The organism is bacterium (assembly GCA_035454885.1).
Taxonomy (GTDB): Bacteria; UBA10199; UBA10199; order JACPAL01.
In genome coordinates this window covers 13,543-29,064 of the sequence record DATIGE010000075.1, presented here as the reverse complement: position 1 = coordinate 29,064, position 15,522 = coordinate 13,543, and the positions used below count along the sequence as shown (strand labels likewise).

The 15,522-nt window shown below is 62.4% G+C and carries 15 protein-coding genes and 1 tRNA gene; 14 read left to right on the top strand and 2 right to left on the bottom strand.

Annotated features, from left to right (window positions below):
- Nucleotides 1–60 precede the first annotated feature (60 nt).
- The 8 genes from VLJ37_12450 to VLJ37_12415 are packed head-to-tail and all read left to right on the top strand — an operon-like array spanning nucleotide 61 to nucleotide 6,274.
- Nucleotides 61–471: a cytochrome c maturation protein CcmE gene (locus VLJ37_12450; protein ID HSA60481.1), complete on the top strand. Its 411-nt coding sequence runs from the start codon at nucleotides 61–63 to the stop codon at nucleotides 469–471.
- 11 nt (nucleotides 472–482) lie between these two features.
- Nucleotides 483–2,993, top strand: coding sequence for a cytochrome c-type biogenesis CcmF C-terminal domain-containing protein (locus VLJ37_12445; protein ID HSA60480.1), 2,511 nt, complete (start codon nucleotides 483–485; stop codon nucleotides 2,991–2,993).
- Nucleotides 2,990–3,454, top strand: coding sequence for a zinc ribbon domain-containing protein (locus VLJ37_12440; GenBank protein ID HSA60479.1), 465 nt, complete (start codon nucleotides 2,990–2,992; stop codon nucleotides 3,452–3,454). Before VLJ37_12445 ends, VLJ37_12440 begins: the two co-directional genes overlap by 4 nt.
- Nucleotides 3,451–4,125 carry a hypothetical protein gene (locus tag VLJ37_12435; GenBank protein ID HSA60478.1) on the top strand — a complete coding sequence of 225 codons (675 nt, stop codon included), beginning with the start codon at nucleotides 3,451–3,453 and terminating at the stop codon, nucleotides 4,123–4,125. Before VLJ37_12440 ends, VLJ37_12435 begins: the two co-directional genes overlap by 4 nt.
- On the top strand, nucleotides 4,126–4,755 hold the full coding sequence (locus tag VLJ37_12430; GenBank protein ID HSA60477.1) for an ABC transporter ATP-binding protein: 630 nt from the start codon (nucleotides 4,126–4,128) through the stop codon (nucleotides 4,753–4,755).
- Nucleotides 4,752–5,441, top strand: coding sequence for a heme exporter protein CcmB (locus VLJ37_12425; protein ID HSA60476.1), 690 nt, complete (start codon nucleotides 4,752–4,754; stop codon nucleotides 5,439–5,441). Before VLJ37_12430 ends, VLJ37_12425 begins: the two co-directional genes overlap by 4 nt.
- 4 nt (nucleotides 5,442–5,445) lie before the next feature.
- Nucleotides 5,446–6,132: a cytochrome c biogenesis protein CcsA gene (ccsA, locus tag VLJ37_12420; protein ID HSA60475.1), complete on the top strand. Its 687-nt coding sequence runs from the start codon at nucleotides 5,446–5,448 to the stop codon at nucleotides 6,130–6,132.
- Between the two features lies 1 nt (nucleotide 6,133).
- Complete coding sequence (locus VLJ37_12415) at nucleotides 6,134–6,274, top strand: CcmD family protein (protein HSA60474.1); 141 nt, start codon at nucleotides 6,134–6,136, stop codon at nucleotides 6,272–6,274.
- Here VLJ37_12415 and VLJ37_12410 read toward each other — a convergent pair.
- Nucleotides 6,271–6,633 (bottom strand): hypothetical protein, encoded by a 363-nt coding sequence (locus tag VLJ37_12410; protein ID HSA60473.1) that lies wholly within the window; start codon nucleotides 6,631–6,633, stop codon nucleotides 6,271–6,273. The two genes, VLJ37_12415 and VLJ37_12410, sit on opposite strands and share 4 nt — an antisense overlap.
- 101 nt (nucleotides 6,634–6,734) lie before the next feature.
- Between VLJ37_12410 and VLJ37_12405 the strand changes: the two genes are divergently transcribed.
- The 6 genes from VLJ37_12405 to VLJ37_12380 all read left to right on the top strand — a co-directional run bounded on the left by VLJ37_12405 (nucleotide 6,735) and on the right by VLJ37_12380 (nucleotide 13,895).
- Nucleotides 6,735–6,807 (top strand) — tRNA-Ala (locus VLJ37_12405).
- A gap of 82 nt (nucleotides 6,808–6,889) precedes the next feature.
- On the top strand, nucleotides 6,890–8,188 hold the full coding sequence (locus VLJ37_12400; protein ID HSA60472.1) for an MFS transporter: 1,299 nt from the start codon (nucleotides 6,890–6,892) through the stop codon (nucleotides 8,186–8,188).
- A gap of 24 nt (nucleotides 8,189–8,212) precedes the next feature.
- Nucleotides 8,213–8,632 (top strand): EamA family transporter, encoded by a 420-nt coding sequence (locus VLJ37_12395; protein HSA60471.1) that lies wholly within the window; start codon nucleotides 8,213–8,215, stop codon nucleotides 8,630–8,632.
- Nucleotides 8,622–8,954 (top strand): hypothetical protein, encoded by a 333-nt coding sequence (locus VLJ37_12390; GenBank protein ID HSA60470.1) that lies wholly within the window; start codon nucleotides 8,622–8,624, stop codon nucleotides 8,952–8,954. Before VLJ37_12395 ends, VLJ37_12390 begins: the two co-directional genes overlap by 11 nt.
- Before the next feature lie 163 nt (nucleotides 8,955–9,117).
- Nucleotides 9,118–12,846, top strand: coding sequence for a hypothetical protein (locus VLJ37_12385; GenBank protein HSA60469.1), 3,729 nt, complete (start codon nucleotides 9,118–9,120; stop codon nucleotides 12,844–12,846).
- A gap of 44 nt (nucleotides 12,847–12,890) precedes the next feature.
- Nucleotides 12,891–13,895: a zinc-binding dehydrogenase gene (locus VLJ37_12380; protein HSA60468.1), complete on the top strand. Its 1,005-nt coding sequence runs from the start codon at nucleotides 12,891–12,893 to the stop codon at nucleotides 13,893–13,895.
- Here the strand turns inward: VLJ37_12380 and VLJ37_12375 are convergent.
- Nucleotides 13,883–15,511 carry a GNAT family N-acetyltransferase gene (locus tag VLJ37_12375; protein HSA60467.1) on the bottom strand — a complete coding sequence of 543 codons (1,629 nt, stop codon included), beginning with the start codon at nucleotides 15,509–15,511 and terminating at the stop codon, nucleotides 13,883–13,885. The two genes, VLJ37_12380 and VLJ37_12375, sit on opposite strands and share 13 nt — an antisense overlap.
- Between the last annotated feature and the right edge of the window lie 11 nt (nucleotides 15,512–15,522).

Here is a 15,522-nt window from a genome sequence, read left to right as displayed (position 1 = left end):
CAGGAGAAATGCCCCGGTCTCCGCTTGACACGGGGACCGGCGGAGGGTTGAAGTAGTGACATGAGCAAAAAGCTCCGGTACCTGCTGGGGTTCATTCTGTTTCTCGTCTCGGGTTTCATCGTCTTGGTCTTGTCGACGACGTTCCGTTCGTCCCTCCAGTATTATGTGACCGTCAGCGAGCTGAGGGCGAACGAGGCGAAGTACGAGAAGAGCAGCCTGAAGGTGGCGGGCCATGCCTCTCAGATCGAAAAAATCGAAGGGGCCGGAAAGATGTCCTACCGCTTCCGCGTCGACGAAGGCGGCGCCTCCATCCCCGTGGCGTTCACCGGATTCGCCCCCGATACCTTCAAGGAAGGCTCCGAAGTGGTGGTGACGGGCCGGATGAACCCCGACGGGAGCTTCGCGGCGACGGACATTTTGGCGAAATGCTCCTCCAAGTATGAGGCGAAGATCGACGGGACGCGCCGCTAATCACGAACGATATGAATAGTTCGCTTTCCTTCTTCGGTTCGCACCTGTTGGCCCTCGCTTATCCGGTCACCCTCTTTTCCCTCTTGATCTACCTCGCGGGGGCGAGGAGGCGGATGAGGGGGTTGGTCGTCGCCGGACAGCGGGCGACCTGGATCGCGTTCTTTCTGATCACGGCCGCCGTCCTGACCCTCGTGTGGGGCTTTCTCTCGGACGATTTCGGCATTCTTTACGTGGCCAGCTATTCGAGCCGGAGCCTGCCCTTTTTCTTCAAGCTGACGGGGCTTTGGGCCGGATTGGATGGATCCATTCTCTTCTGGACTTGGCTGGTCAGTTTGTACGGGGTGGTCGTCCTCCGGCAGAACCGCGACAAACATCCGGAATGGATGCCCTGGATCAACGCGACGCTGATGGGCATCGTCTTCTTCTTCCTGACGCTGATCCTCTTCGCCAACAACCCCTTCGTGCCCCTCGTGCCGGCCCCCCAGGACGGCAAGGGGTTGAACCCCCTGCTGCAGAACATCGCCATGGTCGTGCATCCGCCGTCGCTCTACCTGGGGTTCACCGGCTTTTCGGTCCCCTTCGCGTTCGTGATTGCGGCACTCGTGACGCGAAAGCTGGATGCCGTGTGGATCGAGGCCACGCGGCGCTGGATCCTGGTGTCCTGGCTGTTCCTCACGGTCGGGCTGATCCTGGGAGGCGCCTGGGCTTACGTGGAGCTCGGTTGGGGAGGGTTTTGGGCTTGGGACCCCGTCGAGAATGCGGCCCTCATGCCGTGGCTCGTCGCCACGGCCTACCTGCACTCCGTGATGATCCAAAAGAAGCGGGGTATGCTCATGGTCTGGAACGTTGTGCTGATCGTCCTGACCTACCTCATGACCATCGTCGGCACCTATCTGACGCGGAGCGGAGTGGTTCAATCGGTGCACGCGTTCTCCGGCTCGAAACTGGGGCCCTATTTTCTCCTGTTCCTCGGTTCGACCCTCCTCTTTTGCGTTGGGCTCATCGTCACGAGGCTTCCGGAGCTCAAGGGCCAGAACACCCTCCAGTCCTATATTTCGAAGGAGAGCGCGTTCTTGATCAACAATGTGGTTCTCCTGGTGGCGGCCTTTACGGTGCTTTGGGGCACCCTGTTCCCGACGCTTTCGGAGGCGGTCACCGGTGACCGGATTTCCGTCGGCCCCCCGTTCTTCAACAAGATCATGGGGCCGGTTGCGCTCACGCTCTTGCTGCTGATGGGCGTGGGGCCGATGATTTCCTGGAAGCGCTCCACGATGAGGAACCTCAGGAACAACCTGCTGGGACCGCTGATCTTCGGAGCGGTCGCCGCGGCGCTTTCGATGGTCCTTGGGCTCCGGCACTGGTACGCCCTGGGCACCGTGGTCCTGACGGGCTTCGTCCTCGGCACGCTCTTTCTGGAATTCTTCCGGGGCACGCGGGTCATCCGTCGTCAGAAGAATCTGCCCTGGATGGCGGCGTTTTTCGACCTGATCCTTCACGCGAACCGCCGCTACGGCGGCTACATCGTTCACGTCGGCGTCCTGTTTATTTTCATGGGGATCGCCGGAACCGTCTTTCAGACAGAGGCCGACTTTTCGGTCAAGCCGGGGGCGAGTTTTGATTTCGCGGGATATCACCTGACGTATCGGGAACCCCGGATCGCCGATTCAGAGCACAAGATGGATCTGGTGGCCAAGGTGGAGCTGGCGAGGGACGGGAAGAAGCTGGCCGATCTGTATCCGGCCCGGTACTTCTACAAGACCACCAATCAGCCCACCACCGAGGTCGATATGTACCACGCGCCGTTCAAGGACGTGTACCTCGTCCTGGGCAATATCGACGAGACGACGGGGGTCGCGGACATTCGCGTGATCCTCAATCCGCTGATCAGCTTCGTCTGGCTCGGGGGGCTCGTCATTCTGCTGGGGACGGTGGTCGTTCTCCTGCCGCGCTTCACACGCATCAAGCCGGCGGAGGCCCTGGCCCCCCTGATCCTGATTTCGCTGATCGGCCTGCCCCTGCCGGTCAAGGCGCAAGTGGAGCCGCCGGCGGGAATGCACGTGAGCAGCGAGGAGCAGAACGCGGTCGATCCCTTCCAGAACCGTTCCCCGGACGACCCGTCGTTTCAGAAGCTTAAGAATCTGACCGAGAAGCTCCTGTGCCAGTGCGGCGGATGTGTGCGCACGAACCTGCGCGTGTGCACGTGCGATTTCGCGAAGAGGGAGAGGGCGCGGATCTTCGCGATGATGGAGTCCGGAGGGAGCGACGACGATATCATCAAGTCCTTCATCGGCCAGTACGGGATGACGGTCTTGACGGCCCCTCCCGAGAAGGGTTTTTTTAAAGTGGGTTACCTCGCTCCGGGGGTCGTTCTCGTGGCCTGTCTGGCGCTTGCAGGCCTCATCATCCGGGTCTGGTCGAGGAGGGTGGCTGTCCCGGCTGCGCGGGCCCGGGCCCCGGAGGTCACGCCGGACGACCCCTACGCCCGGAAACTGTCCGAGGAATTGAAGGAGTTCGAGTCATGACGCTCGCGACCTTCCTTCTGGTCCTGATCTTTTTCGTCGTCCTCTATTTCCTGGTCACCCCGATGCTCTCCCCCCTCCTGTCGAAGGAGGCGCCCGGAACTCCGGGGAACGCGCAGGGCGCCGAGGACTTGCGTTACCGGAAGGCCGAGGTCCTGGAGAGCCTCAAGGAGTTCGACCTGGACCTCAAAATGAAAAAGATCTCCGATCAGGACTATCAAACCCTCTTTCAGGAGACATTCGCGGAGGGCGCCAAGATCCTCAGGGAGATCGACCAGCGGGCGCAGGAGGCGGAGCAGCCTCCGCCGGAAACCACTCCGCAGGCCCGGGAAACAAGGCCGCCGTCCCACGAAACGCCTCAGGCCGCCGTCCCCAAGTTCTGCTCCCAATGCGGGGCGGCCTTGGAGGCTGGAGCCAATTTTTGCAGCCGGTGCGGCAGAAAAATTCAAAGGGTGCCGTTATGAAGACCACTCTCCTGGCCGGTTTCCTTCTTCTCCTCCTCTCGTTTCCCAAAGGTGGGGCCCAGGCGCAGCAGCCCATGGGGGGGATGGCGGAGGGAATGCCGCCCATGGCCCAGATGCCGCAGTTTCAGGGGATGCAGATGGGGGTTTTCGACGGAACGCTCGTGGAGATGAAGGGCGGCGGAAAGAAGGCCCCGGTGCCGGGACAGACGGTTGCGATCGTCGTTTTTCAGAACGGCCAGCGCGTGCTGATGTTGAACAAGAAGACCGACGAACAGGGGCGCTTCCAATTCAAGAACATCTTCATGGATCCCTCCTTTTCCTACTTGATCGGAACGATGTGGAACGGGAAGCTCTATGAAATGACGGACCTGGGGCTCAAGGAGGGCGAAAAGGAGAGGAAGATCGAATTATCGGTCGGAGAGGGTTCGCCCTATTGGGTGACCGACGTCAAACCGCCGCAGGAGGAGCCCGCTGAGGCCGAGGCGGAGGCACTTCCCCAGGGCCCCAGCGACCTGATGCGCGCCTCTTCTCCCCCCCCGGCGTCCGCGGAAGGCGCCTTCTCGGTCGGCTCCTACTGGGAGTATCCGTATCAAAAAATCGCCCTCGTGCTCTCCGGCATCGTCGCCTTGGCCGGGCTCTATCACCTGGTCCAACCGGAGCGGAGGGACTGAGTGGCCGACTCCCTTCCGGAAGGCGAGGTCCTTCTCGAGGCCCGCGGCCTCTCCCAGAGTTACGGCTACCGGCGCATCCTCAACGATCTCGATTTGACCCTCCACCGGGGGGAGATCGCGGTCTTGAGGGGCGCGAACGGGTCCGGGAAGACGACGTTGATGAAGGTCCTGTGCGGACTTCTGAGGCCCCGCTCGGGGACGATCCGGCTTCGCGATCCCAAGGCCGATTTCAGCCTCTTCACGCCCGATTGTTATCTCTACGACGACCTGACCGTGCGGGAAAACCTTTCCTTCTATCAAAGGCTCTATCAGGCGGACGGGGCGAGACTCGAAAGGGCGGAGCAGGATTTTCTCCTGGAGTCGTTGCTCGACACCCCGGTCCGTCAACTGTCCCTCGGTCAGAAAATGAGGACGGCGCTCGCCCGGACCTTCCTGATGCCGGCCACTTTCTACTTCCTGGACGAGCCCTTCGGGGCCTTGGATCAGATCTCCTACGACCATCTGGTGAAGGTCATCGCCCGTCTGAGGGGGGAGGGGGCCCACGTCCTCATCTCCAATCATCTCATCGAAAGGGGTTCGGAGCTCTTCGATCGCGTCCTGTATCTGGAAGGCGGAAAGCTGAGACAATGAGCGCCCCGTTCCGCCGGCAATTCGCGCTCCTGTTCGGGAAGGACGCGCTCCTGCTCGGCCGGCGCGCCGCGGCGTTCATTTCGATCGTTTTTTTCACCCTCCTCGTCGTCATCATTTTTCAGTTCGGCATCGATCTGGAGGGGCGGTCCCCCGTGCCTTACGCGTGCCCCTTCATCTGGCTGGGATCCCTCTTCGGCGGGATGCTGCGCATGAGCCGCACGTTCGAGGCGGACATGCGGGGCAAGGCCCTGGACGGGATTCGCCTGGTGAAGGGGGTGTTCCTGCCCCTCTACTTGAGCAAGCTCCTGTTCAACATCGTCTTCATGATCGTACTGGAGCTGCTGATGTTCATCGTGGTGGTCGCCTTGTTCAACGTCCCGGATCCCTTGCTCTACCTCCGGGCCGCCTGGGTTCCCTTCGTCCTGGGAGCGATCGGATTTTCGGCGATCGGGACCACGTTCTCAGGGATGGTTTTGGGAGAGACGAGCAAGGACCTCATGCTCCCGGTCATAGCCTATCCCATCCTGTCGCCGCTCGTCATCGGCGTGGTGAAAAGCCTAGAATACGATCCCTCCGGCATGAAAGTCTTCTTGAATTTGTCCTGGATCTATCTATTACTCGCCTTTGACCTGATCTACGTCGTCTTATCATTGACGGTGTTCGACGTTCTGTTGGAGAGCCACTGAAGGTATGAAGAAACTATCCTCGGCGCTGTTCCCGGTCCTTCCGGCCGCGGCCTTTCTCCTGTTGACGGCGGCCTACTACTTGATCTTCGTTTACTCGCCGGAGGAGGTGAATCAGGGTCTCGTCCAGAAGCTCTTCTATTTTCACGTGTCGTGCGCGTTCGCGATGTACTGCGGATTCAGCCTGGCGGGACTTTTCGCCCTCCTTTATTTGATCAAGCGCAAGTCGCGGTTCGATCGTCTCTCCCACGCCGGGGCGTCCGTCGGACTCCTGTTTTGCACGATGGTGCTGGCGAGCGGCCCGGTCTGGGCCAAGCCCATTTGGGGCACGTGGTGGACGTGGGATCCCCGCCTGACGACGACCCTTCTGATCTGGCTCATTTTTTTCGCCTGTCTCCTCCTGCGGCGCTTTTTCGAGGGGGATCCCCGGGGGCCTGTCTATGCCGCCGTCGTGACCCTCTTCGGTCTCCTCGATCTGCCGCTGATCTCCCTTTCGGTCCGTTTGTGGCGGGGGGTTCACCCATCCGTCCTGGGGAAGAAGGAGAACATGCCGGTGGAGATGAAAATAACCCTGCTCGTAACGAACCTCGCGGTCCTGCTCTTGTTCATATCAGTCTACTGGGTGAGGGCCCGCCTCTTGGGATTGGAGCATAAGAGCGAGCTTCTGAGCGTCAGGGACCAAGAAGGGAGATAAGATGGATACCTCTCGTTATCTTTTCGTCGGATATGCGATTTTCTGGATCCTGCCGGTCGCGTACTTGTTTTACCTGGCGCGGAAGATCCCCGAACTGGAAAGAAAGATCGACCGGATCGGACAGAAAAAAAACGCGCCCTAGCCCGCCGCGGTTCTCACGCAATCCACCCCCATGTAAACCACCATCGGCCAGACGATGACTTGATGGAAGAGCAGGGAGAAGAATCCCATCTGGACGCCCAATCCGGTAAAAAAGGAGAAGACGAGCAGGAGGATGATGATGTAGCGCCGGGATGTGTCGATCTTGGAGGCCCGTTTATCCAAACCCTGGTTTCTCCCGATCCGCGACGCCTGAAGGGCGACCAGGAGAGGGATCGTCACGAGGGCCCAGACGGGGTGAAAGAGGGCCGGCAGACGGGATGCGAAGACGCCCGTCAAGGGCGTGAGGACCGCCCATCCGAGAGTGGCCCAGTTGAGGAGTGCGGCGTTGGATCGGTTCATCGGTCACCTCTTGGGGTTACTTTGTTATTGATGTCTTCTGATCCCTTGTTTTACCCTTGCCGTCAATCCGCCGCTTCAACTGGTCGCAATGCGGGTAGATCGGGGCTGTAGCTCAGCTGGGAGAGCGCGTCGTTCGCAACGACGAGGTCAGGGGTTCGATCCCCCTCAGCTCCACATTCTTTTTCACTTCTTCAAACCGGATCCAGCCCGGCCGCGAATCTCCGATCCAAGAGAATCCGCCGCCCTCTACAAGCGGATGCGCTGGCGGGTCTTTCTCTCCATCACCCTCGGCTACGCCTTCTTCTACACGACGCGGCTCTCCTTCTCCGTCGTCAAGAAGCCGCTGCTCGACGCGGGGCTCTTGGACGCCGCCCAAATGGGGGTCATCGGCTCGGCCCTCCTCGTCGCCTACGGGATCGGCAAGACGCTCAACGGTTTTTTCGCCGACCACTCCAATCCCCGGCGCCTCTTTGCGACGGGACTCTTCGTGTCCGCCGCCGCCAATCTCCTGTTCGGACTCTCGGGGACGTTCGCCGTCTTTCTCGTCCTTTGGGCCGTGAACGGCTGGTTCCAGTCGGTGGGGGTTCCGGTTTCGGGCGTCGTTCTTTCGTCGTGGTTCTCCAACGGGGAGCGGGGGACCCGCTATTCGATTTGGAGCGTCGCCCACAATCTGGGGGAGGGGATGACGTTCACGGCCACGGCCTTTCTGGTGGGGGCCTTGGGCTGGAGGGCGGGATTCTTCGGGCCGGGGCTGGTCTGTCTCGCCGTCGCGGCGATCCTCTACAAGACCATGGCCGACCGTCCGTCGAGCCTCGGGCTGCCGCCGGTCGCGGAATACAAGGGCGACTTCACCGGACGCCGGAACGGCGACGACCGGCCGGTCGCCCATCTTCAGCTCGAGGTCCTGAGGAACCCCTACGTTTGGCTCATCGGGCTGGCGAGCGCGCTCCTCTATGTCGCCCGCTACGCCATCAACAGCTGGGGCGTCCTCTATCTGCAGATCGAAAGGGGCTATTCGCTGCCGGAGGCGGGCTTCGTCGTCTCGCTCTTTTCCATTGTGGGCGTGGCCGGCACCGTCCTCGCGGGACCCATTTCCGACCGCTTCTTCCAGGCCCGCCGCGCCCCCGCCGCCTGCGGCTACGGCCTGTTGCTGATCGTCTCCCTTTGGGTCCTGCTGTATGCCCCTTCGACGCGTCCCTGGCTGGTCTCTGTGGGCATGGCGGCCGCCGGTTTCGCGGTGGGCGGGCAGCTGGTTTTCTTGGGGGGGCTGGCCGCCATGGATTTGTGCTCGAAGCGGGCCAGCGGCGCGGCCCTGGGATTCATCGGGGGATTCAGTTACCTGGGGGCGGCCTTGCAGGATTTCTTGAGCGGCCGGATGATCGAAGCGGGCCGGGCGGTCTCCGGAGGAATCTCCGATTTCTCGCAGGTGAAGGCCTTGTGGCTCGGGGCTTCCGTTCTCTCCCTTTTCTTCGCCCTATCGCTCTGGGCGGCGGAGTCGCGGCACCGCAGGGAGGAAGAGCCCGCCTTCGCTGTGGAATTTTCTCCCAAGATGTGATCCAAAGGACGGCAAGGCGGACTCTTGGCTCTACGGAATTTCCTTCTCTCCATTTTGGTCGCCGTCCTGGCGGGAGCCGCGGCGATTTTTGAGAAGGCGAGCCTTCGGGATGCGGCGCCCCTGACCGTTTTTACGATCCGCAGCGTCTTCATCTCCGTCCTCCTGATGAGCGCCTGCCTCGTTGCGGGAAACGTCAAACCTCTCTTTCAGGTATCCGGAAGGACGCTCGGCCTGATTCTCATTCCCGCCGTCCTCGCCACGACGTTCGTGGGCGTCTACTTCTCCATCCTCAAGAACGACCTCGCCTCGCGGGTCTTTCCCATCCTGGCGGCCGCGCCTCTCGTGACCATGGTCCTGTCCGTGACCTTTCTCGGCGAGCCGTTCAGCTGGAAACGCCTGGCCGGCGCGGTCCTGATCGTCGCGGGGGTCGTCCTTGTCAAATAAGCTCTTTCTTTCGGTTCTCCTGACCTCTCTTCTGGCGGGCTGCGTGACCAGCACGCCGGTCCTCTACGAGGAGGCCGCCAATCCCAATTCGACCAGCCGGAGGATCGTCGCGCACCAGATCCGGCGTTGGACGACGCGGCCCGTGACGAAGTTCGAGAAAAGGTTCGACTTCAACGGGAACGGCAGGCTTGATCCCGACGAGCTCCTTCGCTTCCGGATGGCGAGCGGCTACTACCAAAAGTACGGCGGCGTCTGGAAATTCGACAAGAACAAGGACTGGAAGTTCGACCAGGAAGAATATTACGACGCCACGAGAGAGTGAACGCGCCTCATCGTTCATGTGATCTGGATCATATCGCGAGATAACGCCCGTCATAGCCAAGGCCCGTCCGACCGCGACAGACCTGACCTGGAACAGCACAACATTCCCGATTCGGTCCCGATAACCGTTGTGGCCTGGTCCCATGAGTTATCGTCATCCAAGAATGGCCGTCGTCCTGCGATGCCTCTTCGTCGCGACGGCCCTTCTTTTTCTGGAGGCGTGTCCCTCCGACCTGAGGGGCCCGGGTCTCGAAAATCGCGAACCCAGCGACATCTCGCCCGATGAGAGCGGGGGCTATCCGCATCCCGCAGGGTGGGACAATCCTGCCTCCCACGGGGCCTGGGCCGTCCAGTTCGATCCCGCCGTCTGTCTGAAGTGCCACATGGCCGATCCGGGAGGGGAGGAAAGCCGGACCGCCTGTTTTACCTGTCATCCCATGTTTCCCCATGAGGACGGTTGGGTCGGAGAGGGGAAACACGGGGATGAGGTGCGGAACAACGGCCAAGGCGCGTGCGCGACCCTCTGCCACGGGGCCGACCTTCAGGGAGGGCTCTCAGGCGTCTCGTGCGATCTCTGCCATACCACCTATCCGCACCCGCCGGCATGGGCACAGGCCGCCCAGCACGGTGTCGAGGCCAAGGGGTCGGGGAAGACGCGCTGCCAACCGTGCCACGGGGCGGATCTCCAGGGAGGCGAGAGCGGCGTCTCCTGTTACCAGTGCCACGCGCTCTATCCCCACGATGCCGATTGGGAGAAACCGGACCAGCACGGGAGCGTCGCCATCGCCGCCGGCTCCGACGCCTGCGCCAGCCAATGCCATGGTACGGATCTGAAGGGCGGTCTCTCGGGCGTCGCCTGCGGCTCCTGTCACGATCTGTATCCCCATCCAGACGGATGGGAGGATCAGCACGGCTCGACCGTGCTGGCCGTGGGGACGTCCGCCTGCCAGGCCTGTCACGGCGCGGATCTGTCCGCGCCTTTGGACGGCAAGAACTGTTTCTCCTGCCACGACGATTACCCCCATCCCTTGCCAAGCAGCTGGCTGCCCTACGCGGGCGGGCACGGAGAGAAGGTCCAGTCGGACTACTCGGGCAGCACGGTTCCTTGCCAGATCTGCCACGGGGCGGATCTCAAGAAGGTCAAGGCCGACGGCAAGAATTGTTTCTCCTGCCATCCCACGTATCCGCACAACAAGTTCTCCTCCATCGCCTGGGGGACCTACGGAGGACACGGGCAATACACGCTTCCGTCCTCCAAAAGACCGGAGTGCCAGCTCTGTCACGGAACGGATTACAAGGGAGGGGCCCGGTCCAATCCGTCCTGCTTCTCCTGCCATGCGACCTATCCCCATGTGCAGCCAGGATGGCTGCGCCCTCCCGGGCAGTCGCAGGAACATGGAAATTATGTCGTGGCGCACACCAGCGCCTCGTGCGCCACGTCGCGTTGTCACGGGGTCGGCCTCGTCCCATCCGCGATCACCAACGGCCCCAGCTGCACGTCCTGTCACGCCAGCTACCCGCACGCTCCGGGCTGGCCGTCCGGTCTCGTCCACGGTCCCGTCGCGCTGGCAAATATCTCCGTTTGCAAGGATTGCCACGGAGCCGGCCTCAATTTCGCGATGCCCGGCTATCAGTCCTGCCAGCAGTGCCACCCGAGCTATCTCCGTCACGAATCGGCGGATCTTGGCGTCACCAATTGGGACACCTACGCGGGCCACGGCCAGTACGTCATGAACCCGCCGCTCTCGGGCGATGCCTCGTCATGCAAGATCTGTCACGGAAACGACTATCGGGGCGGGATCTCGCACGTCAGCTGCAAGAGCTGCCACGCGAGCTACCCGCATGACGCCGCGGGATGGGAGACGGAGACCGGGCACGGCGTCTACATCAAGGCCGCGCTCGGCGGGAACCTCACCAGCTGCAAGGTCTGTCACGGCAACGACTACCTGGGCGGAATCTCGCACGTCAGTTGCAAGAGCTGCCACGCGAGCTACCCGCATGACGCCGCGGACTGGGAGACCGGGACCGGTCACGGCGCCTACGTCGAGACGACCCTCGGCGGGGACCTCACGGCATGCAAGGCCTGCCACGGAAGCGACCTGAAGGGGGGCACCTCCGGGGTCAGCTGCAACACGTGCCACGCGAACTATCCCCATTCCGTCATCCCGGGCTGGTCCGGAACGGGGCACGGTTCCCAGTCGGACACGCCGGCCGAACGCGAGGCCTGCAAGACCTGCCACGGGACCGATCTCCTCGGGGGAACGAGCGGTGTCTCCTGCAAGAGTTGTCATGCGACCTATCCGCATGACGCCGCCGGCTGGAGCGCGGGGACCGGCCATGGGAGCTACGTCAAGACGACCTTGAGCGGCGTTCTGACGACCTGCCAGCTCTGTCACGGAGCCGACCTGAGCGGCGGCCACTCCGGTGTCAGCTGCTTTACTTGCCACCCCGACTACCCCCACTCGGTCATCCCCGGTTGGTCCGGGCTCGGTCACGGTTCCAAGTCGGACACGCCGGCGGAACGCGAGGCGTGCAAGACCTGTCACGGGACCGACCTCCTCGGGGGAACGAGCGGCGTCTCCTGCAAGAGCTGTCATGCGACCTATCCGCATGACGCCGCCGGCTGGAGCGCGGGGACGGGTCACGGTGTCCATGTCAAGACGACTCTGAGTGGGGATCTGACGTCCTGCAAAGTCTGCCACGGCGCGGACCTGCAGGGTGGCCACTCCGGGGTCAGTTGCTTTAGCTGCCATGCCGATTATCCCCATTCCGTCATTGCGGGGTGGGCGACGACGGCCCACGGGCCCAAGGCCGACACGCCGGTCGAGCGGGAGGCGTGCAAGGCCTGCCACGGGACCGACCTCCTGGGCGGGACCTCCGGCGTCTCCTGCAAGAGTTGTCATACCGAGTTTCCCCATTCACCGGAGTGGGTGGCCAAGGAAGTGGAAACGACGACGGGCTCGGGGACTTGCTGCAACCCAGACGACGAGACGGATTGCTGGTCGTGTACCTGGACGACAAGCGTGGACCGCATGTTCCTCCACGGGCGCAAGTTCGTGGAGCAAAAGCAGGGCGGTTTCGTCGATACCCCGAACCGCTGTTCGAACTGCCATGGCGGGGATTACGGCAAGTTCTTGAACGGCAAGAACTGCATGAGCTGCCATCCCGGCTATCCGCACGTCAAGTACGCCAATTGGGTCGATCTCCCGACGGCGACGCCGATCGGAGGGCAGCATACGCCATCGTTCCTCGCCGGCGCGACGGGGCTCACCAGCCCGTGCACGGCCTGCCATCCGAACTTCGGAACGGGACTGGAACCCCTCGGACTCGCCGGGGCCGGATTGAACGCGGACGCCTGCAGCTCGTGTCACGAGGCCTACCCGCATGTGAGGCTCAGCCTGTCCCCCGACAGCTGGATCTACAGGGCCGGCGTCCCTCCCAGCACGCCGCACTCATGGAAATACAATCACGGTTGGTATTCCGTTCTTGAGTCCTACAAGGAGGCGCATTCGGGCGATACGAACATGTGCAAGATTTGCCACGGCGCGGACTTGCTGGGAATCAGCGGCGTGGCCAAGGAGGCCAAGAGGTGTTCCCGATGCCACACGACCGGCGTCGTCTCCCATTCGGTCCCCAGTTGGAGGCCGGCCGCGGGACACGGCAAGAACTACCTGCGCGCCAGGCTGGCCGGATTCCCCTCCGGGAATCCCGACCGGTGCCATGACTGCCATTCCCCGGATCACAACCGGTCTCCGAAGGTCTGCAATCCCTTCACCGTCGAATTCCCCGGGAGCGGCGCCGACTGGTGCAGCACCTGCCACATCCCGAACCCGCCGGTCCCGGGGATGTGTCCCTGTCCCGGCATGAACCCGGTGACGGGTGTCTGTCCCTGATGAGGGACTTCCCAAACTCGGTGTCGACGGGGTAAGTGTCGCCCATGAAGGCGGCGATTTTCAGGCGGCATGGCGGGCCGGAGGTCTTGGAGACGGCGGAGTCGCCGGATCCGAGTCCGCGGCCGAACGAGGTCGTTCTCTCCATCAAGGCCTGCGCGCTGAATCATCTTGATGTTTGGGTCCGGCAGGGGATCCCGGGTGCGCGGATTCCGATGCCGCACGTCTTGGGCTCCGACGTCTGCGGGGTCACCGGAACGGGCGATCTCGCCGTCGTCGCCCCGGGCGCGGGTTGCCGCGTGTGCGAGGCCTGTCTCGCGGGCAAGGAGAGCCTCTGCGACCATTATCAACTCCTCGGATTTCAGAGGCAGGGCGGTTATGCGGAGAAGATAGCCGTGGATTCACGGGACGTGATCCCCGTCTCGAAAAAACTGACCCCCGTCGAGTGGGCGGCCGTGCCCCTCGTATTTCTCACGGCCTGGCACATGCTGGTGACGCGGGCGAAGCTCCAAGCCGGCGAGACCGTCCTCATCCACGCCGCCGGCAGCGGCATCGGGAGCGCGGCGATCCAGATCGCGAAATATCTGGGCTCGCGCGTGATCACGACGGCCTCGACGGACGCCAAACTCTCCAAAGCCAAGTCCTTGGGCGCAGACGATGGAATCAACTACGCGAAGGAGCCGAATTTTTCGAAGGCGGTGATGGAGCTCACCCAGGGGCGGGGCGTCGACGTGGTCTTTGAACATATCGGAGGAGAAGTTTTTGCCGAAAGCGTCGACTCGCTTGCCAAGGAGGGGCGCCTGGTTTTCTGCGGCGCGACCACGGGCGATACGGCGACGATCGTCCTCCGGCAGGCCTACCTCCGTCACCTCACATTCCATGGAAGCTTCATGGGTGGCCGCGGCGAACTCCTCCAAATCCTGAAGCTCGTGGAAACCGGCAGCCTCAGGCCCGTCGTCGATTCGACGTTCCCGCTGGAGCGGGCCCGGGCGGCTCATGAAAAGATGCTTTCGCGCGATGTGTTCGGGAAAATTGTGCTTCAAATCCCCTGAGCGGGGGATTCGGGAAGCCTGATCGAAAGATCCAGCATCTCCTTGGCGGCCTCAACGATCTGCGGCATCAGGTCCCACGCCGGTCCGCTCACGGTCTTCCAAAAGGCGCGGCCCAGTGGGGTGTCTCGCGTATCGCCGGCGGCTAGCCAGGCGATGAGGTGGGCCGTGTGGACGAATTGCTCGTGGAACTCCTGGACCTCTTCGGGGGAGAGCATGTGAAGATGGTTATGATCCCTGCGGTTCTTGAGATAGAAGCCGACGGGGAAGATCCAGTTGCCAAGGGCCTCATGGAGGTTCGCGACGTGATCTTGGAACGAGTTAAGGAGGGCGGGGAGCTGATCGTGAGTCCGGAGATAATCAAAGAGCACGCGTCTCGTTTCGGGTGCGAGGTGGTTCCATTCGGGAGGGGTTCTCTCGGCGAAAAGCAAACCCCATCCCTCGTAGTCAGGGCGTGTCCAGAAGCGGACCGGGAATTCGAACCGGTTGCCGCCCCGGCCGAGCTCAATGAGAAAGTCGCGGCCTGAAGGGTGTTTGTTCCCGAGACGGAAGAGAGCGATGTCCCATGCGTGTTCGACCCGGGCCCAATTGTCGTCGTCCATCGAATCCCGATGGGGGGCGTTCTTCCTGAGAAACTCTCGAAACTGGATCTTGACCCGATTTCGCGCTTCGGGTCCCGCGAAATCAAAGCCCAAACGGGGAAAAACCAAGGCACCGGCGTGAGCCGCGGGAAATTCCAGGGCATCGACGCCCAGTCGTTGAAGAAAGGCCAGAAACCGCTGGGTCAGGCGCCGCCCGATCCCTTTTCCCTGAAGGGAGCCCTCCGCAACCGCGATCCCGTAGCTGCGCGCGATCCAGGATTGACCGTCGCGGGGGCGAATCGGAATCGATCTTCGAAAACGGACGACGTTCCGGTCTCCGGCAGCCGTCTGGATGGTCCCCCGAATGTCCATGTGGCCGCGGCGGACAAACTCGATATCCAGTGCAGCCAGACGGTAATCGGGCAAATCGCAAATGAATCCGGCGAGCAGGTCCTCCAGGAGGATCGGTTGGCCGAAAAATTCGCTTCCCATTTCCGCCAGGTAGCTGCGGGCGTGTCTCAAATTGCTTACCGTATCGCCCAGGAGAAGGGCTTGGCAGTCTTCGAAGAAATTGATGGAAGGCCATCCACCGGCGAGGTCGGCGGGAAGGGACTTCAGATCCTCCAGAAACGAGGAAACGGAGTTGGTCCCTGCGGGTAACTCGAGGGTCTTCGCAATGACTTCCTGCCCGGAGACGAAGAGTCGCGGCGCCCAGGTGGAGGTGGTCGGCCCCGAGGAATGCGTGAGGGCGCGAAACCGTCGGTAGTCGTCGACGATGGAACGCCCGCGGGATTCCATCAGCAGGGGGGCCAGGTCGCCCTCCCTTTCGCTCACGTGGCGGATGAGACTTGGATCGGCCACCGGGGCCATTCCGTCCACCATCATCCGGATCCCCCGGGTCGCGGCGCCGTGCAGGTCGCTCAACCCCTCCCGGATTCCGGTCAGGTCCCGGAGGGCGGAGAGGGCCAGATAGCGCTCGAGGGAGGAATTGGAAGATAGTCCGCAGACAAATAGGCTCGAGAAGATTGCTTGCGACATCGCGCCGATTC